The following is a 20,273-nucleotide window of genomic DNA, read 5'->3' on the forward strand; positions in this document are numbered from 1 at the left end:
CGTTCCTCGAAAGGAAGACCCATGACCCCCGCGCTTCAACGCGGCCTGCTGAGCGCGGCCGCGTTCGGCCTGGCTCTCGCGCTTGCCGCCTGTGGCGAGCGCAGCGACGACACCACGGTTGGCCAGCGGGCCGACAGCGCCGCGACCCGCACCGGGCAGGCGGCCAAGGACAAGCTCGGCGAGAGTTCGCAGGCTGCCAGCCAGGGCTCGCGCGATGCGTCCACCAGCGTGATGGGCGCCGCCGCCGACGCGCGCGACAAGGCCTACGGCAGCAGCGCCGAGACGAGGGCCGACGGCAAGGCCGATGACAAGCTGACCTCGATGGTGCTGACGGGCCTGAAGGCCGACAAGGAACTCAATCCGCTGCGCATCGACGTCGACACGCGCGAAGGCGTGGTCACGCTCAGCGGCTCCGTGCCCACCGCCGCGGCGAAGGCGCGCGCCAGCGAGATCGCCCAGAACGTGAAGGACGTGAAGTCGGTGAACAACCAGCTCACGGTGAGCGCGAGCTGAACGGGCAGGGCCCCGCCGCCGGCCCGCTCACCCCTGCTGCGGCGCCGGCTCCGGCTTCGCCATCGCGGAGCCCGCATCGCCGGCGGCGGGTGCAGGCGCCGCCTGCTTGCGCGGAGCCCGGATCACGTTGTGCACGAAACGCAGCTTGTCCAGGGCAGGCTGCGACAGCGCGAACGGGTATGCATCGCCCTGGCCGAGGCTGCGGTTGAGGCTGTTGACCAGCAAGGTGACCGGGACCCATTGCTCGACCAGCTTGTCGAAGTCGGGCATCTCGAACGGGTCGTCCACCTCGTCGCCGCCCGCGCCCGGCACCTCGACACGCGTGTTGTAGGCCGCTGCGGTTTCCAGCAGGTCGACCATGTGCAGGTAGTGCGCCCACGTCTCGGCCCAGTCCTCCCACGGATGCGACGTGGCGTAGGCGCTGACGAAGCTGTTCTCCCAGCCGGGTGGCTGGCCGCCCGATGCGTAGTGGCGTTGCAGCGCCTCGGCGTAGTCGATCGATTCGTCGCCGAACACCTTGCGGAATTCCTCGACGCGGCCGCCTTCGTCGATCAGGCGGTCCCAGTAGTAGTGGCCGGACTCATGGCGCAGGTGGCCCAGCAGCGTGCGATAGGGCTCGTGCAGTTCCACGCGCCGCTTCACGCGCTCGGCGTCGTCGGCCTCGGCCACGTTCAGCGTGATCACGCCCTCGGCATGGCCGGTCATCACCATCTCCCCGGGCACGTCGGCCTTGAACTCGAACACCGGCCCGTCACGCTCGCCATTGGGCGGGGTGACGGCCACGAGCCCGAGCCGCGCGAGGGTGAAGAAGAGGCGGCGCTTGGCGGCCTCGATGTTGAACCAGCGGTCCACGTTCTCCGGCACCGAGAGGTCGGGCAGCACCCGCGTCTGCCGGCACGAGACGCACAGCGGATTGGGGTCGTCGGCCGGCACCGCGAAGTTGCAGGCCTGGTAGGCCGTCGTGTTGTGGCAAAGCCGGTATGTCGGTGCACCCGCCATGCGGCCGCGCGCGGTCTTGCGGCGCCACAGGCCCTCGCCTTCCGCCGGCTCCACGGCGCACAGCGCCAGCCGGTCCGGCAGGAACGCCAGGCTGCTGCCGCACTGGAGGCAGGTCACGTTTTCGAAGAACAGCGGATGCCCGCAGTGGTCGCAGCGAAAGGTCTTCATGAGTGCGAACGCCCGGCGATGCCGCGAGGCAGCGCCGGGCGGTGGGGGAACAGGGGCTGGTTACGGGCGGACGCTGATGTCGTTCTTGACCGAGCGCACACCCTTGGTGTTGCGGGCCAGTTCTCCGGCCTTCGTCTTCTCGGTGCCGGACTTGGCGAAGCCCGACAGCTGCACGGTGCCATTGAGCGTCTCGACCTTGATGGCGGTGGCGTCGACGGTCTTGTCCTCGACGAACTTCGCCTTCACGGCGGTGGTGATCGCGGCGTCGTCGACATAGGCGCCTGCGGTTTCCTGGCCCCGCATGACGGAGCAGCCGGTTCCGGCGAGCGTGGCGGCGGCAAGTGCAGCGATGGCGAGGGCACGTGCGTATCTCTTCATGACTCTTCTCCTTGGACTCACACGGTGCGGCTTCTCCCTTGTCGCACGCCGGCGGGCCGCACCAACAGCCGCCGGCGGACTTTCATTCCTCGTGCGGCGGGTCGTCATCCGGGTTGTGGCCCGTGGACAGCGCGGACATCACCAGGCCCGCCACCTGCGGCGACTTCACCAGCGCGACCAGCACGCCCGTCACCGAGATCAGCTTCCAGGGGCGCAGCAGGAAGACCACCGCGCCAGCGGCGGCGGCGATGCCGAGATACTGCGCCGGCTTGCGCCGCGCATAGGACGAGAGCGTCGGCCGCGCGATGTCGACGGCCATGTGGGCCGGGTGGTAGCGCCACCAGCTGTCCAGCGCCTCGCGGACGCGTTCGAACCACGATCCCGACGCGTGGTGGCGGCGCGGCCGCGCACGCGCGCCGGTGCCGGCCTGGCCTTCGCCGGACTCGTGGCTGTCCAGCAGGGCATCGGCCGGGGGATGGCGGCGCTGCTCCCTGCGATGCAGGTGTTCGAGGATCGCGAGACGCGAGCGATCGAGCCGGTCGGACCCCGCGCTCACGGGCGTCCCCCGAGCGTGCGCAGGGCCTGCGCGTCGGCATCGAGCTGCGCACGCAGCTCGGCGAACGCGCGTCCCGGTAGCTTCTTGCGCGCCACCAGGAACGCGCCCACCGCCACTGCCAGCGGCACTGCGGGCACGATCACGAGCGCCCAGTGGAATTCCTCGTGCACGGCGCCCAGCATGATCGCGATGCCCGCGAACACGACGAACAGGAAGGCACCAATGCCGCAGACGGCCCAGGCCGCCGCGCGCTTGACGACTTCGGTGCCCACGGAGGTGGCTTCCTCCTGCGCCAGGGCGGCGTAGCCGGCCATGTGGTCCATGACCAGCTCGGGCCGGCTGACCAGCACCGAAAAGATCGGGTGCACGATGCTCATTCGATCACCTCCCTCCGTCACGCTGCGCCGGGCCGCGGTTGAAGGCGGCCCGGCGCGCGCGGTTGTGCGTTCAGTAGTAGTAGCGATCGCGGCGGCTGCGCGCGACCATGACGATCGCGGCGACGGCGGCGCCGATGGCGGCCGCGATCAGCGCCGACTTGACGGGCTGCTCGGAAACGTACCGGCCCGTGGTGCTCGCATAACGCCCCAGGCGTTCCTGCGCGACGCTGGCACCTTCGCCCATCGCGGAGATGCTCTTGTTGGCGAGGTCCTGCACGCCGTAGCGCAGGTCGCGCACCTTGTCGAGCGCGTCGTCGGCGAGCGATTGGGCGGTGGATTGGGCGCGGGTCGTCTTGCTGGTCGTGATGGCCATGTTGCTGTCCTTCATCGTTGTTGCGCCTCGGTGCGAGCGCGGCACCGGTGGCGGCGCGGTGTCACATGCGCTGCGCGGACAAGCGTACGTGGCGCCTCCCGCGCTGGCTGATCAGCCTCCGGCGTGACCGGATGTCGGTCCGCGAGGCGGGGCGATGTAGGAGCTTGCCGACAGCTCGGCAGCCATCACGCTGGCGTCGCGAGTGCCGGCAAAGCGGCGACCACGCGCGTGCCCTTGCCGGGTGCGGACTCCACCGTCAGGCGGCCGCCCGCGGCCTCGACGCGGTGGCGCATGCCCGCGAGGCCGTGCGACGTGGGGCGCGAGTGCACCGGCTCGAAGCCCTTGCCGTTGTCGCTGACGACCACTTCCACGTGGCCGCCGTTCGCATGGACGGCGACCTCCGCCTTCTGCGCATCGGCGTACTTGGCCATGTTGGTCAGCGACTCCTGCACGACCCGGTAGACCGTGAGCTGGTGCGCCTCGTCCAGGCGCACCGGCTCGAGGTCGGTCGCCACCTGCACGCCGGACCGCTCGGAGAACTCGCGCGCGAGGATCTCCAGCGACGCGGTGAGCCCGAGGTTGGCCAGCGACGACGGACGCAGGTCCTCGATGATGCGGCGCTTCAGGGCGATGCCGCTGTTCAGGGTGTCGGTCAGGTGCTGCAGCCGCTGCGCCACCTCGGACTGCTGCGGGCCGAGGCGCGACTTCAGCCGCGCCACGTCCAGCTTGGCGGCCGTGAGCAGCGCGCCCAGTTCGTCGTGCAGCTCGCGCGCGAGGTGGCCCCGCTCGTCCTCGCGCACCTGCTGCAGGTGGGTGGCCAGTTCGGCCAGGCTCGCCGTGCGTTCGCGCACCTGGCGCTCCAGCAGGTCACGCTCCTGCTGCAGGGCGCGCTGCTGTTCCTCGCCGGCTCGCGCCAGCGCGGACGACTTGCGCAGGTACAGCCAGGACGCGAGCAGCGCCACGAGCGTGGTGGCCGCAATGCCGACGCGCGCCAGCATCAGCGTGCGCCGCACCTGTTTGCGGCTGCGGTCCATGCGGGCGGTGGCACCCTGGATCAGGCGCGTGGCCTCGGCGCGGATCGCATCCATGGTGTCCTTGCCCGCATCGGTGAGCTGCAGTTCCTGCCGGGCGTCGGCATGCCCCGTGCGGCGCAGTTGCACCGAATGATCCATCTGGGCCAGGAGGCTTCGCACGTCCTGGCCCAGCTGCCGGAGCACGGGGGCGTCCTCGGTCGCATCGCTCCAGGCCGGTCCCATCTGCTCGATGGCGCGGTCGACGTTGGACGTCGCAGCCTGGTAAGGCGCGAGGTAGCGCGTTTCGCCGGTGAGCAGGAACCCGCGCGAGGCCGTCTCCGCATCGAGCACGTTCTGCAGCAGCCAGTCGAGCCCGGAGCGCATCGCAGCTTCGCGCGCCATGCTGTCCAGCGCGGCGATGGAGCGGCGATGGCCGACCTCGTTGATGCCGATCAGCGCCAGTGCCGCGAGCAGGGCCAGTGCGAGTCCGATGGCCAGCCTCGGCACGGATGAGGCACGCAGGGAGTTCACTGCCGAGAGCCCCCGCGAAGCTCAAAATCCGAAATAATCATGGCTGAAGGGTAGGCCATTTGCGCCGTGCTTTGGGCCACAATGGCCTCGCGCACAGGCGCTGGAAAGAGAACAGACATGATCAAAGTCGGCATTGTGGATGACCACGCCATCGTCCGGTCGGGACTGAAGCAGTTCTTCTCGGAGCAGGTGGACCTGCGCGTGGTGGGCGAGGCCGCCAGTGGCCGCGAGGCCATCGACCTGGTGCGCACCACCGAGCTCGACGTGCTCGTGATGGACCTGTCCATGCCCGGCCAGAGCGGCATCGACGCCCTCGGCATGATCCGCGCGAAGGCGCCCGACGTCGGCATCCTGATCCTCTCGGGTTACCCGGAGGAGCACTACGCGATGAACCTGATCCGGCAGGGCGCGAGCGGTTACCTGAACAAGGAATGCGAGCCGATGGAGATCGTGAATGCGATCCGCACCATCGCGCTGGGCCGGCGCTACATCTCGCCCGCCGTGGCCGAGCTGCTGGCGCAGCAGTTGAACCGCAAGGAAGGCGGCGCGCCGCACGAGCAGCTGTCCGAGCGCGAGTTCCAGGTCTTCCTCAAGCTCGCCAAGGGCGAGACCGCTGGCGACATCGCCAAGGCGCTGTCGCTCTCGGTCAAGACCGTCAGCACGTACCGCACGCGCCTGATGGAGAAGATGAGCCTCGCTTCCAACAGCGACCTCACCTACTACGCGCTGAAGAACAAGCTCATCGACTGAGCTTCGGCGCGGCGACGCCGCGTCAGGCCGACGCCTGTCCCGTCGACTGCTGCATGCAGTAGTCGATCAGCGCGTCGATCTCGTTGGACTTGTCGAACACCGCATCGGCGCCCAGCTGCGAGCAGCGCTTGCGCATGTCGGTGGTGGCGTAGTTCGACAGCACCACGACGCGCTGGCGCGGCTCGCGGGCCTTGCAGGCCTCCAGCACGCCCAGGCCGCTGCCCTGGCGCAGGAACAGGTCGATGATGGCCAGGTCCCAGTCGCCGTGCTGGCCCGAGAGCCAGGCGCGCGCGTCGGCCTCGTTCTCGGCCCAGCCCAGCGGCTGGATGGAGGCCAGTTCCTCCAGCGTGCCAATCAGGTTCTCGCGGATGGTCGCGTTGTCTTCGACGATGAAGGTGCGCAGCGTCACGGGCAGATGTGGGAGGGAACGCGCATGCGATGCGCACGTCGCGGGGCATTGTGCCAGCGGTGCCAGCGTCCCGGCTGCACGGCGACAACCTGCCAAGGGTGTAGGCAGGTGCCGACAGGAGCTCACGCACGATACTGACCGGCTTGGCCGCTGGCAGGGCAGAGACTGCTGTGCCCCATGGACCTCCCGGCATGAAATTCGTCCTGCACATGCTCATGATCTTCCTGGCCACGCTGGCCATCGCCGCGCTCGTTGCGCTCGGCGAGCCCGACGTCGGCGGCGGGGTCCGGCTGCCGGCGGCCGACGCGCAGCCCGCCGCCAGCCGTTGACCTGACCATGGCCGACGCCGCAGCCACGGACGCACACCTGCCCCGCTGGTCGAAGGCCCTCCTGGTGATCGGCGCGGTGCTGCTCGCGCTGGTGCTGCTGCTGGTGCTGTTCCCGTGGGACATGCTGCGCGGACCCGTGAACCGCTACGTGAGCCAGAAGACCGGGCGGCACTTCGAGATCACGCGCCGCCTCGACGTGAAGCTGGGCCGCACGACGCGCGTGCTCATGGACGGCATCGAGTTCGCGAACCCCGACTGGGCGCAGGACAGGTTCCTGGTCAAGGCGGACGCCGCCGAAGTCGACGTGCACCTGCTGCCCTTGCTGCTGCACCGGCGCATCGAGCTGCCCCTGGTCAAGCTCACCAAGCCGGAGCTGGGCCTGCAGGTGGAGCCCGATGGCAGGCGCACCTGGGCCCTGGGCAGCGACACGAAGGACGAGAAGAACGTCCCGCAGATCGGGGCGATGGTGGTGGACCAAGGCACGGCCCACTACGTGGCGCACGCGCAGGGCGCCGACGTCCGCGCCGAGTTTGCGATGCGCCGCGAGGCGGCCGGCAATCCGGCGTCGCTGCCCTTGCAGTTCAAGGCGAGTGGACGCTGGAAGGACCAGCCGTTCAACGCCGAAGGCCGCACGGGCGACGTGCTGTCGCTCAATGGCCCGCAGCGGCATCCGTTCCCGGCGGAGGTGCGCCTCACCGCAGACTCGACCAGCCTGCGCGCGAACGGGTCGATCGCCAACCTGGCTGAACTCGATGGCGCCGACGTGCGCTTCCAGCTCGGTGGGCAGGACCTCGCGCAGCTGTACAAGCTGGTCGGCGTGGTGCTGCCCAACACGCCGCGCTATGCCGTGGCGGGGCACCTCACGAAGCAGGGCGAAGTCTGGACCGTGAGCGAGATCGATGGACGCCTCGGACGCTCGGACATGGCCGGCACGCTGGCCTTCGACCAGGGCGGATCGCGGCCCTCCCTGCAGGGCCAGCTGCGCTCGCGCATGCTGGACTTCGAGGACCTGGCCCCGGTGATCGGCATCAAGGACGATCCGGCAGCGAAGAAGGCGGCGGCGAAGGTCGCTGCCGCGACGCCTGCAGGCAAGAAGCCGAAGAAGCCCAAGGATCCCAACCGCAAGGTCTTGCCGGACACGCCGCTGGACGTGAGCCGCCTCAAGACCATGGACGCCGATGTGCGCATCGACGCCTCGCGCATCGTCAATGCCAAGGGGATGCCACTGGACCGCATGGCGGTGCACGTGCACCTGAAGAACGGCCTGCTGGTGCTGGATCCGCTGGATCTTGGCGTGGCCGGCGGCCAGCTGGCCGGCAGCATGCGCATCGATGCCAACGCGAAGCCGGTGCGGGTGCAGGCGCGGCTGGATGGACGGGACCTGGTCATGAGCAAGCTCGTTCCCGCCTCGAAGACGATGCGCGAGAGCATCGGCAAGCTGCAGGCGCAGATCGACCTGGCGGCTGGGGGCACGTCGGTGCGGCAGCTGCTGGGGTCGTCCAGCGGGCGCCTGGCCGTGCTGATGGGCGAGGGCGAGATCAGCAACCTGCTGCTGGAGTTCGCGGGCCTCGATGGCGGCGAGATCCTCAAGTTCTTCACCGAGGGCGACCAGCGGGTGCAGGTGCGCTGCGGGGTTGCCGCGTTCGACGTGCAGAACGGGCTCATGACCTCGCGGGCGCTGCTGTTCGACACGACCGACACGATGTTCAACGGCGCCGCGAAGATCAACCTCGCGACCGAGGGACTGGACGTGTACATGCAGGCCAGGCCCAAGGACAAGAGCATCCTCAGCCTGCGCTCGCCCCTGAAGATCACCGGCACCTTCGGCGACCTGCACCCCAGCCTCGACAAGGCCGCGCTGGCCAAGCGCGCCGCCGCGATGGTGGGCCTGAGTGCCGTCAATCCGCTGCTGGCCCTGCTGGCGACGGTGGAGACCGGCCCCGGCCGCGACGCGGACTGCCAAGGGATCATGAAGGCCGCCGCGGCACCGCGCGCAGAAGCCCGCGTCGAGCAGACGGCACCGCCGGTGGCGGGTGCGGGTGGCAAGTCGGTGCCGGTGCCCACCAGCCGCATGGGTGCGGGACCAGCACCGGGCGCGGAGGACAAGCGTGCCGACGCGTCCGCGGACAAGCCCAGGACCGCCTCGGCGCGCGAGGAACTCACGCCGCAGGGCACGCCGAAGGCGGCGAACGCGCCTTAGCGCGTCAGAGGATCGCGCGCTGGGCGCAGACGGGGCACGTGACGCGCCGCGGCGTGCGCAGACGTGTCCACTCCATCGTGCGCGCATCCAGCATCAGCAGCTGGCCCACCAGGGGCGTGCCGGCCCCGCTGGCGAGCTTCAGGGCTTCGGCGGCCTGCATCGCCCCGATGATGCCCACCAGCGGCGCGAACACTCCCATGGTGGCGCAGCGCGTCTCCTCGGGCGCACTGTCGGCCGGGAACACGCAGGCATAGCACGGTGCGTGCGGATCGCGCGTGTCGAACACCGCGAGCTGGCCGTCGAAGCGGATGGCTGCGCCCGAGACGAGCGGGCGCCCATGCCGCACGCAGGCTGCGTTCACGGCTTGCCGGGTGGCGAAGTTGTCGCAGCAATCGACCACGATGTCCGCGCCGGCCACCAGACGGTCGAGCGAGGCGGCGTCGGCGCGCGCGACGACCGCCTCGACCTGCACGTGCGGATTGAGCTGCGCGATCGCGGTGCGCGCCGATTCGGCCTTGGGCTGGCCGATGCGCTGCATCCCGTGCGCGATCTGCCGCTGCAGGTTGGTGAGGTCCACCACGTCCGCGTCGACCAGCGTGATGCGGCCGACGCCCGCCGTGCCCAGGTAGAGGGCCACCGGTGAACCGAGGCCGCCGGCGCCGATCACCAGCACGTGGCTGCGCGCGATGCGCTCCTGCCCTTCGACGCCGATCTCCTCGAGGAGAAGGTGCCGCGAATAGCGCAGGAGATCGTCGTCCGTCATGCGCGCATTGTCGGGGACAAAGGGCCTGGCGCCGCAACGCGCGAGGCGGCGCACTCAGGGCATCGTGGAGGTTGCAGGACCCCGTGCCCTGGCGCCCAGGGCCTGGACGGACGTGTCCTTCGGCAGCATCACCTCGAACTCGCTGCCCCGGCCTGGGCCCTCGCTGCGGGCCTGGACCGACCCGCCGTGCATCTGGACGAGGCTCCTGACCAGCGCCAGCCCGATCCCCAGGCCGGCCTGGACTCCGTCCCCGGGCTTGTGGGCCTGGGCGAACAGTTCGAACGCGCAGCGAAGGAAGTCTTCGGACATGCCTTCGCCGCTGTCCTTCACGAGCATGCGCAGCACCTGCGGTTCCTCCGAAACGCTGAGCTCGATCCGTCCGCCGACCCCGGTGAACTTCGCGGCGTTCTGGAGCAGGTTCACGAGGACCTGGACCAGCCGCTTGTGGTCTCCGAGAAGGAAGACGTCGCGCGCGGGCAGGCTGACGCGGAGATGCTGCCCGCGCGAGTCGATGAGGGGCTGCACCTGTTCGACGGCGCTCCTGGCCACGTCGAGCGCGCTGACCGGTTCGTGCTCGATCTGCAGCAGGCCGCGGGCAATGCGGCTCACTTCGAGCAAGTCATCCACCAGGCCCGTCATGTGCCTGGCCTGCCGCCCGATGATGTTGGCGAAGTGCGCGACCTTGTCGGGGTCGTCCTTCAGGTTCGCCAGGACCGCGGCTCCCATGGCGATCGGCGCCAGCGGGTTGCGCAACTCGTGGGCCAGCGTGGCGAGGAAGGCGTCCTTGCGCTTGTCCATCAGGCGCAACTGCGCCTCGCTGTCGCGCAATGAATTCTCCAGCTGCTTGCGGTACGTCGACTCCGAGATGATGAGGAGCACGCCTCGTACCGGCCCCTCGAGGTCCCGCAGAGGAGTCAGGGTGAAATCGAACAGCGCCTGCTCTGGTGTCCCGCCGCGGGTCACCACATAGGCGCCATCCCGCACGCGCACGGGCTCTCCGCGGAGCACGAGCGAGACGAGCGGCTCCGTCTCGTGCCAGATCTCCGGCCAGAGTTCCCTGAACGGCCTTCCCATCGCCCACGGGTGGCGCTGCCCCAGGACACGGACGTAGCCGCCGTTGTAGATCACGGTCAGCTCTGGTCCCCACGCCACCAGCATGGGCGTCTTGGACGCGAGGACGGTTTCGACGGCAACGGACAGGGCTGCGGGCCAGGTGTCGCGAGCGCCCAGCGGCGTGCTTCCCCAGTCAGTGGTGGCAACGCGAGCACGGGCATCCTCCGAAGCAGGGGATTGCCCCGTGGACACACTCGGTCCAGGCGTCGCTGGCCGCAGTTCGTCGTTGTCCAGCGCGAAATCGCGAATCACGGGCATCGAGGCAATCTAGGCGCGTCCTCCCCTGGCTCAACGACCACCGAGACAGGCGTTGCGTGTGCGTTGTCTGCCGGACCGCCCGTAGGAGTCGACCTGCAGCAAGCGGCGGTCGCTCAGCGATGCGGCAAAGAAAAAGCCAGCCCGGAGGCTGGCTTTGCGGGACTCGGCGGCGCGTGCCGCGCGGGTCACTGTTCCTTCTTCTCGTTCTTGTTCTCGATGATCTGCGTCTTGCTCACGAGGACCGGACGGCCCTTCAGCTGGTTGATGGCCTGCGCCAGCTGGAAGTCCTTGTCGCTGCCTAGCTCGGGCACCTTGCGGTCCGCCACGGGCTTGCGCGCTTCCTCCTCGGCCTTCTTGATCGCCAGTTCGCGCAGCTTCTCGCGCGCGGCGTCCTTGACCTCGGGGCCCTGGCCGCTGTTCAAGTGCTTCTCGAGATCGGACTCGCGCACGCGCAGCAGCGACAGCAGGTTGCCTTCCTCGCTCTCGTCGACCAGCACGTCCGGCACGATGCCCTTGGCCTGGATCGACTTGCCGCTGGGCGTGTAGTAGCGGGCCGTGGTGATCTTCAGGCCGGTGTCGGGACCCAGCGGACGCACCGTCTGCACCGAGCCCTTGCCGAAGGTCTGGCTGCCCAGCACCGTGCCGCGCTTGTGGTCCTGCAGGGCGCCGGCAACGATCTCGCTGGCGGACGCGGAGCCTTCGTTGACCAGCACCACCAGCGGCACCGACTTCAGTCCGGCCGGCAGGCGACGCAGCGGGTCAGCCCCGGCGCGGCGCTGGTAGAACTCGGGCGCGGCCTTGTAGACGAACTTGCTCTCGGGCAGCTGGCCATTGGTGGAGACCACCGTCACGTTCTCGGGCAGGAACGCCGAGGAGATGGCCACCGCCGCATCGAGCAGGCCGCCCGGGTCGTTGCGCAGGTCCAGCACCATGCCCTTGAGATTGGGCTCGGCCTTGTAGATCTCGTCGACCTTCTTCACGAAGTCATCGACCGTGCGCTCCTGGAACTGCGACAGGCGGATCCAGGCGTAGCCGGGCTCGACCACCTTGCCCTTGACGGACTGGGTGCGGATCTCCTCGCGCGTGACGGTAACCGGGAAGGTGCGGCTCTCGTCCTTGCGGAAGATGGTGAGCGTGACCTTGGTGTTCGGCTCGCCGCGCATCTTCTTCACGGCCTCGGACAGGGTGAGGCCCTTGACCACCGTGTCGTCGATCTTGGTGATCAGGTCATTGGGCTTGAGTCCGGCACGGTAGGCGGGCGAGCCCTCGATGGGGGACACCACCTTGACCAGGCCGTCTTCCTGCGAAATCTCGATGCCCACGCCGACGAAGCGGCCGGACGTGCCCTCGCGGAATTCCTTGAACGACTTCTTGTCGAAGTACTGCGAATGCGGGTCGAGGCCGGCGACCATGCCGGAGATGGCGTCGCTGATCAGCTTGTGCTCGTCCACGGGCTCGACATAGTCGGTCTTGACCATGCCGAACACGGCGGCCAGTTGCTGCAGCTCCTCGAGCGGCAGCGGGGCCAGCGAGCCACGGGCGACGGTCTGCAGCGAGACCGTCGTCAGCGCACCGGCGAGCGCGCCCACCGAAATCCAGCCGGCAATCTTGAGTTTGTGGCTCATGGGTAAACGGAATCCTTCGCGTACGGCGAATGCAATTTATACACCTGAGAACACCCTCAGATGTCCGCAAGCCGTCAGGGTTCCGGTAGAGCGGCGGGCCGCGTGTAAAAAAACCGGGGCTTTACCGTCCGTTCGCAGTTCGCGCCGGGCAGTCGGTCAGGCCTTGCCCTGGTTGGCGACCGCGGCTGCAGCCCGCGCTGCCGCCTCTGCATCGCCCAGGTAGTAGTGCCGCAGCGGCCGCAGCTCGTCGTCGAGCTCGTACACCAGCGGAATTCCGTTGGGGATGTTCAGGCCCACGATATCGGCGTCGGAGATGCCGTCCAGGTACTTCACCAGCGCGCGGATGGAATTGCCGTGCGCCGACACCAGCAGGCGCTTGCCCGACTTGATGGCCGGTGCGAGCGACTCGTTCCAGTACGGCAGCACGCGGGCCACGGTGTCCTTCAGGCACTCGGTGAGCGGCACTTCCCCGGGGCGCAGGCGTGCATAGCGCAGGTCGGCGCGCTCGCAGCGCGAGTCGTCGGCGGTGAGCGCGGGCGGCGGGATGTCGTAGCTGCGGCGCCAGACCAGCACCTGGTCGTCGCCGAACTTCTTGGCCGTCTCGGCCTTGTTCAGGCCCTGCAGCGCACCGTAGTGGCGCTCGTTGAGCCGCCACGACTTGACCGTCGGCAGCCACTGCCGGTCCATCTCGTCCAGGCAATGCCACAGCGTGTGGATGGCGCGCTTGAGGACGCTGGTGTGGCAGACGTCGAACTCGTAGCCCTCCGCGCGCAGCAGCCGGCCGGCGGCCTTGGCCTGCTCGACGCCGGTCGAGGTGAGGTCGACGTCGGTCCAGCCGGTGAATCGGTTTTCGAGGTTCCAGGTCGATTCGCCGTGGCGAACCAGCACGAGCTTGTACATGGGGAGGATCAGTCAGGCCAAACCGTGGATTCTAGAATCGCAGGTTTGCGCGAGGGGCGCGGCAAGACACGACAAGGAACCGATGGACTTCATCATCAACAACTGGATGCTCATCGCGGTGGCGCTCGCCTCCGGCGGCATGCTGCTGTGGCCCGTGCTGCAGGCACCGGGTGCGGGCGCACTCACCGCGCAGGGCGCCGTGCAGCTCATCAACCGCGAGAAGGGCATCGTCGTCGACGTCAGCGAGCCGCAGGAGTACGCGGCCGGGCACGTGGCCGGCGCGCGCAACGTACCGCTGGCGCAGCTGGAACAGCGGCTGCCCGAGGTGGTGAAGAACAAGACGCTGCCGCTGATCCTGGTGTGCGCGTCGGGCGTCCGCGCCAAACGCGCGCTGCCGACCGTGAAGAAACTTGGCTACGACAAGGCCCAAGTCCTGGCCGGCGGGCTCAAGGCCTGGAAAGACGCTAACCTGCCGGTCGAGAAGGCCTGAAGTCAGGGCCGCAAGCCAGGAGCACCATGCAACCCGTCACGATGTACACCACCGCCGTCTGCCCGTATTGCATCCGGGCCAAGCAGATCCTCAAGGCGCGCGGGGTGAACGACATCAACGAGATCCGCGTCGACATGCAGCCCCAGGAGCGCGCGAAGATGATGGAGATCACCGGCCGCCGCACGGTGCCGCAGATCTTCATCGGCGACACGCACGTGGGCGGCTGCGACGACCTGATGGCCCTGGACAGCCAGGGCGGGCTGCTGCCGCTGCTGCAAGGCTGATCGTCCCGCCAGGTGGATCGGCTCCTCCTGCCGGCCTGAGATAATCGCCGGCTCGCATCCCCGGCCCGCTGCCCTGGCGGGCCTTTCCTTTGGACACCACCATGGCCGAGCAGCAGCAAGACCCCGTTTTCCAGATCCAGCGCGTCTACCTCAAGGAAGCGTCCCTGGAGCAGCCCAATTCGCCCGCGATCCTGCTCGAGCAGGAGCAGCCCACGGTGGACATCCAGCTGGGCATCGAGGCCGGCCAGGTTGCCGACGGCATGTACGAAGTGGCGGTCACCGCCACCGTCACGACCAAGATCAAGGACAAGACGATGTTCCTGGTCGAGGCCAAGCAGGCCGGCATCTTCGAGATCCGCAACCTGCCGCAGGAGCAGATGGGCCCGATCATGGGCATCGCCTGCCCGCAGATCGTCTACCCCTACCTGCGCGCCAACGTCGCCGACCTGATCACGCGGGCCGGCTTCCCCACCGTGCACCTGGCCGAACTGAATTTCCAGGCCATGTACGAGCAGCAGCAGGTGGAACTGCAGCAGAAGGGCCAGCAGGGCTCGCCCATCATCGCGTCGGCCTGACGCGACCCGGCGCATGAAGCTGCTGGTGCTCGGCGCCGGTGCCTGGGGCACGGCGCTGGCCACGAACGCCGCCCGCCAGCACGAGGTCTCGCTCTGGGCGCGGGATGCCGCGCTGGCGGACACGCTGCGCTCGCAGCGGTGCAACACCAAGTACCTGCCCGGGATCGACCTGCCCGAGGGCCTGCAGGTCGCGTCGGGCGATCCGGCCGCACTCGCGCGCGGAACCGACCTGGTGATCGTCGCCACGGCGATGGCGGGCCTGCGCTCGACGCTGCAGGCGCTGGCCGCGTGCGAGGCGCCCGTCGCCTGGTTGTGCAAAGGGTTCGAGTCCGGCAGCGCGGGCCTGCTGGGCCACGAGGTGCAGGCCCAGGTGGCGCCCGCGCTGCTCGGTGGTGCGCTCACCGGTCCCAGCTTCGCGCAGGAAGTGGCGCGCCGCCAGCCCACCGCGCTGGTGGCCGCGAGCCCGCATGCACGGGTGCGCGAGGCGCTGGTGGCCGCGTTCCATGGGGACAACCTGCGCGTGTACGCCAATGACGACCTCGTGGGTGCCGAGGTCGGCGGCGCCGTGAAGAACGTGCTGGCGATCGCCTGCGGCCTGTGCGACGGCCTGGCACTGGGCCTCAATGCGCGCGCTGCATTGATCACGCGCGGTCTCGCCGAGATGACCCGCCTCGGCGTGGCGCTGGGCGGCCGCTCGGACACCTTCATGGGCCTCTCGGGCCTCGGCGACCTCGTGCTCACCGCCACCGGCGATCTCAGCCGCAATCGCCAGGTGGGACTCCTGCTGGCCCAAGGCCGCACGCTGGCGGAGGCGGTCGCGTCGCTGGGGCATGTGGCCGAAGGCGTGTACAGCGCACGCACCGTGGCCCAGCGGGCCGAGCGCGCCGGCGTCGACATGCCCATCACCCGCGCCGTTGTTGCGCTGCTGGATGGCCAGCTGCGGCCTGCGCAGGCCGTCGCACAGCTGATGGGCCGCGACCCGGCGGCGGAACGCGGCTGATCACGGGCGTTTCCCGATGCCCGGCCGCGGGCCGCGCCGCTACCCTGCGCCTCCCATCCAGGAGGTTCCATGACCCACCGTCCCCGGCTGTTCGTCGCCGCCATCGTCGCCACCACCGTGCTCGGCGGCTGCGCGACGGGACCCCGCAACCCGATCTCGTTCTTCGTCACCAGCGCCAACCCGGGCAAGGGTGCCGATCTCGGCGGGCTCGCCGGCGCGGACCAGCAATGCAAGACATTGGCCGCCAGCGTCGGCGCGGGGCAGCGTGACTGGCACGCCTACCTGAGCACCACGGCGGCGAACGGGCAGCCGGCCGTCAACGCGCGCGATCGCATCGGCAAGGGGCCGTGGAAGAACGCGAAGGGCGAGGTCGTGGCCACCAGCGTGGAGGACCTGCACAGCGTCAACAACAAGCTGGGCAAGCAGACGTCGCTGACCGAGAAGGGCGGCGTGGTCAACGGCCGTGGCGACACGCCGAACATGCACGACATCCTGACCGGCTCGACGCCCGAAGGACGCGCGTCGACGGCAGCCAATGACACCACCTGCCGCAACTGGACCAGCAGTGACCAGGGATCGGCCATCGTCGGCCACCTCGATCGCACCGGCACGAATCCGGATCCGGTGGCCAATGCGTCGTGGAACTCGTCGCATGGCACGCCCGGCTGCAGCATGCCGGCACTGGCGAAGGTAGGCGGCGCCGGGCTGCTGTACTGCTTCGCGGCGGACTGAGCAGCGCCGCAGTCAGGCGGCGGGATCGATCTGCGCCAGCGCCTGTGCGATCTCGGCGGCTTCCTGCGGCCGCACCAGCTTGGCGATCTCCTCGCCGTCGCGCAGGAACACCAGCGTGGGCCACAGCTTCACGCGGTAGGCACGCCCCAGGGGACGTCCGCTGCCGTCCTCCACCTTCACGTGGCGCACGGACGGATGGCCCTCCAGCGCCTGCGCGATCTTCGGCTGCGCCGCGCGGCACCAGCCGCACCATGCCGTGCCGAACTCCAGCAGCGTGGGTCCGGTCCAGGCCGCCACCTCGTCGCGGCCCGGTTCCTTGTCGAGATAGGTCGTTTGCATGGCTGCATTGTGGGCGCGCGGCAGTCCGCCTGCAGCGTCCTTGGGCAGGGTGGTGGCACGGCGTTCCCGCTATGCTCGGCCCATGCCTGAAGGATTCGATTTCTCTCCCGCCGCCGTGGCCGAACTCGCACGCGCGGACGTGGCCCGCGCCTTCGCCGAGGACGTCGGTGGCGGCGACCTCACCGCTGGCCTCGTCGATCCAGAGCGGCGCGCCCAGGCGCTGGTGATCGCGCGCGAAGCGGCCATCGTGTGCGGTGGCCCCTGGCTGGTCGCGGCGGTGCGGCAGCTGGACCCGCAGGCGACGATCACCTGGGCCGTGCCGGAAGGAGGACGCACCACCGTTGGCCAGCCGGTGGTGGACATCCGCGGCAATGCGCGTGCGCTGCTCACGGCCGAACGCACCGCGCTTAACTTCCTGCAACTGCTCAGCGGGGTGGCCACCAAGACCGCCACCTACGTCGAGGCCGTGCGCGGCACGCGGGCGCAGATCGTCGATACCCGCAAGACGCTGCCCGGCCTGCGCCTGGCGCAGAAGTACGCCGTCCGCATTGGCGGGGGCACCAACCACCGCATCGGCCTGTACGACGCGGTGCTGATCAAGGAGAACCACATCGCGGCGGCTGGCGGCGTGTCCGCGGTGCTGCGATCGGCGGCCGACGTTGCGGCGCGCGCCGCGTTCGTGCAGATCGAGGTCGAGACGCTGGCGCAGCTGGAAGAGGCTCTCGGCGCCGGCGCGAAGATGATCCTGCTGGACAACATGGACCTGCCCACCCTGCGCGAGGCGGTGCGCATCACCAATGGCCGCGCCATCCTGGAGATCTCGGGCGGCGTCACGCTGGACGGCCTGCGCGCCCTTGCGGAGACCGGCGTCGACCGCATCTCCATCGGCACCCTCACGAAGGACGTGAAGGCCACCGACTATTCCATGCGTTTCAAGGACCTCTGATGTCTGCCGTGATCCCGATCAAGGACGTCGAGTACGAGCAACCCGCGGGCGACGTGTGCAGCACGAAGCACGCATGGGCGCGCGTGCCGCTGGAGCCGTCGCCAGCCGAGCGGGCCGAGCTCAAGGCGCGCATCAAGCGGCTCCTGAAGGAGCGCGACGCGGTGCTGGTGTCGCACTACTACGTGCATCCCGACCTGCAGGACCTGGCGGAGGAAACCGGCGGGCTCGTGAGCGACTCGCTGGAGATGGCGCGCTTCGGCCGCGACCACCCGGCGAAGACGCTCGTGGTCTCGGGCGTGCGCTTCATGGGCGAGACGGCCAAGATCCTCTCGCCCGAGAAGCGCGTGTTGATGCCCGACCTGGACGCGACCTGCTCGCTCGACTTGGGCTGCCCGATCGACGAGTTCAGCGCGTTCTGCGACCAGCATCCCGATCGCACCGTGGTGGTCTACGCCAATACGAGCGCCGCCGTGAAGGCGCGCTCGGACTGGCTCGTGACCTCCAGCTGCGCGCTCGACATCGTGCACGCGCTCAAGGAGAAGGGCCACAAGATCCTGTGGGCGCCCGACCGGCACCTGGGCGGCTACATCCAGCGCGAGACCGGCGCCGACATGGTGTTCTGGAGCGGCTCGTGCATCGTGCACGACGAGTTCAAGGCGTTCGAACTGGAAGCGCTGAAGAAGGAGCACCCGAAAGCCAAGGTGCTGGTGCATCCGGAATCGCCCGCCGACGTGGTGGCACTCGCCGATGCAGTCGGCTCCACCTCCGGCATCCTGAAGGCGGCCCGCGAGCTGGATGCGCGCGAGTTCATCGTCGCCACCGACAACGGCATGATGCACAAGCTGCGCACGCTGAACCCGGACAAGGTGTTCTACGAGGCGCCCACCGCCGGCAACAGCGCCACCTGCAAGAGCTGCGCGCATTGCCCGTGGATGGCCATGAATGGCCTGGCCGGCCTGGCCCACGTGCTGGAGACGGGCGGCAACGAGATCCACGTCGACGCCGCGCTCGGCCAGCGGGCTCGCCTGCCCATCGACCGCATGCTGGCGTTCACGGCCGCGCTGAAGAACGGCCAGCCGGCCGGCGCGCTCGTGCCGAACATCGGCGCTGCGTGAGGGCGGAAGGGGCCGCATGCGCATCGGCCTCGTCTCCGACACCCACGGCCTGCTGCGCCCCGCGGTGCTGGACTTCCTGCGCGGCAGCGACCGCATCGTGCATGCAGGCGACATCTGCGACGCCGGCGTGCTGGAGGCGTTGGCTGCGATCGCGCCGCTGACCGCCGTGCGCGGCAACAACGACGTCGGACCCTGGTCCCAGCGCCTGCACGAGACCGAGCTGCTGGACGTCGGCGGCGTGCGCCTGCTGGTGATCCACGACCTGTCGCAGCTCGGAAGCGCCGCACGCGACGCCAAAGCGCACGTGGTGGTCTCCGGCCATTCACACAAGCCGCTGGTGCGCCGCGACGGCGACGTGCTGTTCGTCAATCCGGGCAGCGCCGGACCGCGCCGCTTCAAGCTGCCGATCTCGGCCGGCGAACTGCTGGTGGGCAACGGCGAGGCAGAGCCGCGGCTGGTGGAATTCCAGGGCTGACGCCGGTCGAGCGGCGCTATCCTCCGCGCCACCCAAACGACGAGCAAGATGCCCGCATGCGCCGACTGACACCCTGGCTCGCACTGGTTGCCCTCTGCGGCTCGCTGGCCGCCTGCGCGGTCGGGCCGGCACCGGCCGCCAAGCAGGGTGCGACGCGGGACGCCGTCTTCGCCGCCGAACGTGCGTTCGCCCGCAGCATGGCCGATCGTGACCTGCAGGCGTTCGCACGCCACGTGTCGCAGGAAGCAGTGTTCTTCACCACGCCCGATCCGCTGCGCGGCCGCGAGGCCGTCGTGAACTACTGGTCCCGCTGGTACAGCGGCGCGCAGGCGCCGTTCTCGTGGGAGCCCGAGCAGGTCGAGGTGCTGGACAGCGGCACGCTCGCGATCAGCAGTGGCCCGGTACGCGATGCGCAGGGCAAGCTGGTGGCCCGCTTCACGTCGGTGTGGCGGCTGGAGCCGGACGGCCACTGGCGCGTCGTGTTCGACAAGGGCAACCCGGCCTGCAGCTGCGAGGCGAAATGAAGCGCGCCTCGGCGCCGGGTGAACGGCGTGCCGCGCCGCGCATCGTGCTGCGCACGCCAACCGCCGCCGATGCGCCCGCGTTCCTCGCTGCCGTCCAGGCCAGCAGCCGCCTGCACCGGCCCTGGGTTCATCCACCGCGCACCCGCACCGATTTCCTGCAGTACATCGAGCGCATGGCCGGGCCGGGCCAGCAGGCCTTCCTGGTCTGCCGGCGCGAGGGCGGGGCGCTGGTCGGCGTGGTCAACCTCACCAACGTGATCCTCGGCTCGTTCCGCAGCGGCTACCTGGGTTACTACGCGTTCGCGGGCCAGGAGCGCCAGGGCCTGATGCGCGAAGGCCTGCAGGCCGTGGTGCGCCATGCCTTCGGCCGCCTGAAGCTGCACCGGCTGGAGGCCAACATCCAGCCGCACAACGCGCCGTCGCTCGCGCTGGTGCGGTCGTGCGGTTTCGCGAAGGAAGGCTTTTCGCCGCGCTACCTGAAGATCGGCGGCCGATGGCGCGATCACGAGCGCTGGGCCATCCTCGCGGATTGAACTGA

The 20,273-nt window shown here is 69.5% G+C and carries 26 protein-coding genes; 14 read left to right on the forward strand and 12 right to left on the reverse strand.

Features of this window, described 5'->3' with window-relative positions:
• Positions 1 to 21 precede the first annotated feature (21 nt).
• Positions 22 to 513 (forward strand): BON domain-containing protein, encoded by a 492-nt coding sequence (locus ACPWT1_RS09870; RefSeq protein ID WP_427915193.1) that lies wholly within the window; start codon positions 22 to 24, stop codon positions 511 to 513.
• Between the two features lie 27 nt (positions 514 to 540).
• Here ACPWT1_RS09870 and ACPWT1_RS09875 read toward each other — a convergent pair whose 3' ends face one another.
• From ACPWT1_RS09875 to ACPWT1_RS09900, 6 genes are all read right to left on the reverse strand, one after another.
• Positions 541 to 1,680: a zinc-binding metallopeptidase family protein gene (locus tag ACPWT1_RS09875; RefSeq protein ID WP_427915194.1), complete on the reverse strand. Its 1,140-nt coding sequence runs from the start codon at positions 1,678 to 1,680 to the stop codon at positions 541 to 543.
• A 60-nt stretch (positions 1,681 to 1,740) separates the two neighbouring features.
• A complete protein-coding gene (locus ACPWT1_RS09880; protein ID WP_427915195.1) occupies positions 1,741 to 2,058 on the reverse strand; it encodes a BON domain-containing protein in 318 nt (105 codons plus the stop codon).
• Between the two features lie 82 nt (positions 2,059 to 2,140).
• Complete coding sequence (locus ACPWT1_RS09885; protein ID WP_427915196.1) at positions 2,141 to 2,614, reverse strand: hypothetical protein; 474 nt, start codon at positions 2,612 to 2,614, stop codon at positions 2,141 to 2,143.
• Entirely contained in the window at positions 2,611 to 2,991 is a 381-nt protein-coding gene (locus tag ACPWT1_RS09890) for a phage holin family protein (protein WP_427915197.1), read from the reverse strand. The genes ACPWT1_RS09885 and ACPWT1_RS09890 overlap by 4 nt, the downstream gene beginning before the upstream one ends.
• 70 nt (positions 2,992 to 3,061) lie before the next feature.
• Positions 3,062 to 3,364 carry a hypothetical protein gene (locus ACPWT1_RS09895; protein ID WP_427915198.1) on the reverse strand — a complete coding sequence of 101 codons (303 nt, stop codon included), beginning with the start codon at positions 3,362 to 3,364 and terminating at the stop codon, positions 3,062 to 3,064.
• 185 nt (positions 3,365 to 3,549) lie between these two features.
• Positions 3,550 to 4,899, reverse strand: a complete 1,350-nt coding sequence (locus ACPWT1_RS09900) for a CHASE3 domain-containing protein (protein WP_427915535.1) — start codon at positions 4,897 to 4,899, stop codon at positions 3,550 to 3,552.
• A gap of 126 nt (positions 4,900 to 5,025) precedes the next feature.
• Between ACPWT1_RS09900 and ACPWT1_RS09905 the strand changes: the two genes are divergently transcribed.
• Positions 5,026 to 5,658 carry a response regulator gene (locus ACPWT1_RS09905; protein WP_013902425.1) on the forward strand — a complete coding sequence of 211 codons (633 nt, stop codon included), beginning with the start codon at positions 5,026 to 5,028 and terminating at the stop codon, positions 5,656 to 5,658.
• Positions 5,659 to 5,680: 22 nt separating this feature from the next.
• On the opposite strand, the gene ACPWT1_RS09910 is transcribed toward ACPWT1_RS09905, so the two are convergent.
• Positions 5,681 to 6,067, reverse strand: a complete 387-nt coding sequence (locus tag ACPWT1_RS09910) for a response regulator (RefSeq protein WP_427915199.1) — start codon at positions 6,065 to 6,067, stop codon at positions 5,681 to 5,683.
• Between the two features lie 191 nt (positions 6,068 to 6,258).
• On the opposite strand from ACPWT1_RS09910, the gene ACPWT1_RS09915 reads away from it, so the two are divergent.
• Together ACPWT1_RS09915 and ACPWT1_RS09920 are read left to right on the forward strand one after the other, a co-directional pair.
• Complete coding sequence (locus ACPWT1_RS09915) at positions 6,259 to 6,396, forward strand: hypothetical protein (RefSeq protein WP_427915200.1); 138 nt, start codon at positions 6,259 to 6,261, stop codon at positions 6,394 to 6,396.
• A gap of 7 nt (positions 6,397 to 6,403) precedes the next feature.
• Entirely contained in the window at positions 6,404 to 8,596 is a 2,193-nt protein-coding gene (locus ACPWT1_RS09920) for an AsmA family protein (RefSeq protein ID WP_427915201.1), read from the forward strand.
• A 4-nt stretch (positions 8,597 to 8,600) separates the two neighbouring features.
• Here the strand turns inward: ACPWT1_RS09920 and ACPWT1_RS09925 are convergent, their stop codons facing one another.
• From ACPWT1_RS09925 to gpmA, 4 genes are all read right to left on the reverse strand, one after another.
• Positions 8,601 to 9,359, reverse strand: a complete 759-nt coding sequence (locus tag ACPWT1_RS09925) for a HesA/MoeB/ThiF family protein (RefSeq protein WP_427915202.1) — start codon at positions 9,357 to 9,359, stop codon at positions 8,601 to 8,603.
• 54 nt (positions 9,360 to 9,413) lie between these two features.
• Entirely contained in the window at positions 9,414 to 10,730 is a 1,317-nt protein-coding gene (locus tag ACPWT1_RS09930; RefSeq protein WP_427915203.1) for an ATP-binding protein, read from the reverse strand.
• A gap of 185 nt (positions 10,731 to 10,915) precedes the next feature.
• Positions 10,916 to 12,355 carry a S41 family peptidase gene (locus ACPWT1_RS09935; RefSeq protein WP_427915204.1) on the reverse strand — a complete coding sequence of 480 codons (1,440 nt, stop codon included), beginning with the start codon at positions 12,353 to 12,355 and terminating at the stop codon, positions 10,916 to 10,918.
• A gap of 156 nt (positions 12,356 to 12,511) precedes the next feature.
• The gene (gene gpmA, locus ACPWT1_RS09940) at positions 12,512 to 13,255 is read right to left on the reverse strand and encodes a 2,3-diphosphoglycerate-dependent phosphoglycerate mutase (protein ID WP_427915205.1); all 744 of its coding nucleotides are present in this window, start codon (positions 13,253 to 13,255) and stop codon (positions 12,512 to 12,514) included.
• Between the two features lie 82 nt (positions 13,256 to 13,337).
• On the opposite strand from gpmA, the gene ACPWT1_RS09945 reads away from it, so the two are divergent.
• From ACPWT1_RS09945 to ACPWT1_RS09965, 5 genes are all read left to right on the forward strand, one after another.
• Positions 13,338 to 13,745 carry a rhodanese-like domain-containing protein gene (locus tag ACPWT1_RS09945; protein WP_427915206.1) on the forward strand — a complete coding sequence of 136 codons (408 nt, stop codon included), beginning with the start codon at positions 13,338 to 13,340 and terminating at the stop codon, positions 13,743 to 13,745.
• A 26-nt stretch (positions 13,746 to 13,771) separates the two neighbouring features.
• On the forward strand, positions 13,772 to 14,029 hold the full coding sequence (gene grxC, locus ACPWT1_RS09950; protein ID WP_427915207.1) for a glutaredoxin 3: 258 nt from the start codon (positions 13,772 to 13,774) through the stop codon (positions 14,027 to 14,029).
• 101 nt (positions 14,030 to 14,130) lie between these two features.
• Entirely contained in the window at positions 14,131 to 14,604 is a 474-nt protein-coding gene (gene secB, locus ACPWT1_RS09955) for a protein-export chaperone SecB (RefSeq protein ID WP_427915208.1), read from the forward strand.
• Positions 14,605 to 14,617: 13 nt separating this feature from the next.
• Positions 14,618 to 15,604: an NAD(P)H-dependent glycerol-3-phosphate dehydrogenase gene (locus ACPWT1_RS09960; protein ID WP_427915209.1), complete on the forward strand. Its 987-nt coding sequence runs from the start codon at positions 14,618 to 14,620 to the stop codon at positions 15,602 to 15,604.
• A 69-nt stretch (positions 15,605 to 15,673) separates the two neighbouring features.
• On the forward strand, positions 15,674 to 16,336 hold the full coding sequence (locus ACPWT1_RS09965) for a hypothetical protein (protein WP_427915210.1): 663 nt from the start codon (positions 15,674 to 15,676) through the stop codon (positions 16,334 to 16,336).
• A 12-nt stretch (positions 16,337 to 16,348) separates the two neighbouring features.
• Here the strand turns inward: ACPWT1_RS09965 and ACPWT1_RS09970 are convergent, their stop codons facing one another.
• Positions 16,349 to 16,675 (reverse strand): thioredoxin family protein, encoded by a 327-nt coding sequence (locus ACPWT1_RS09970; RefSeq protein WP_427915211.1) that lies wholly within the window; start codon positions 16,673 to 16,675, stop codon positions 16,349 to 16,351.
• 82 nt (positions 16,676 to 16,757) lie between these two features.
• On the opposite strand from ACPWT1_RS09970, the gene nadC reads away from it, so the two are divergent.
• The 5 genes from nadC to ACPWT1_RS09995 are packed head-to-tail and all read left to right on the forward strand — an operon-like array spanning position 16,758 to position 20,268.
• The gene (gene nadC / locus ACPWT1_RS09975; protein WP_427915212.1) at positions 16,758 to 17,621 is read left to right on the forward strand and encodes a carboxylating nicotinate-nucleotide diphosphorylase; all 864 of its coding nucleotides are present in this window, start codon (positions 16,758 to 16,760) and stop codon (positions 17,619 to 17,621) included.
• On the forward strand, positions 17,621 to 18,736 hold the full coding sequence (gene nadA / locus ACPWT1_RS09980; RefSeq protein ID WP_427915213.1) for a quinolinate synthase NadA: 1,116 nt from the start codon (positions 17,621 to 17,623) through the stop codon (positions 18,734 to 18,736). The genes nadC and nadA overlap by 1 nt, the downstream gene beginning before the upstream one ends.
• A 16-nt stretch (positions 18,737 to 18,752) precedes the next feature.
• Positions 18,753 to 19,211 (forward strand): metallophosphoesterase family protein, encoded by a 459-nt coding sequence (locus ACPWT1_RS09985; RefSeq protein ID WP_427915214.1) that lies wholly within the window; start codon positions 18,753 to 18,755, stop codon positions 19,209 to 19,211.
• A gap of 56 nt (positions 19,212 to 19,267) precedes the next feature.
• Entirely contained in the window at positions 19,268 to 19,735 is a 468-nt protein-coding gene (locus ACPWT1_RS09990) for a YybH family protein (protein WP_427915215.1), read from the forward strand.
• The gene (locus ACPWT1_RS09995; protein WP_427915216.1) at positions 19,732 to 20,268 is read left to right on the forward strand and encodes a GNAT family N-acetyltransferase; all 537 of its coding nucleotides are present in this window, start codon (positions 19,732 to 19,734) and stop codon (positions 20,266 to 20,268) included. The genes ACPWT1_RS09990 and ACPWT1_RS09995 overlap by 4 nt, the downstream gene beginning before the upstream one ends.
• Positions 20,269 to 20,273: the final 5 nt, after the last annotated feature.

The organism is Ramlibacter sp. MMS24-I3-19 (assembly GCF_050320135.1).
Classification (GTDB): Bacteria; Pseudomonadota; Gammaproteobacteria; order Burkholderiales; family Burkholderiaceae_C; genus Ramlibacter.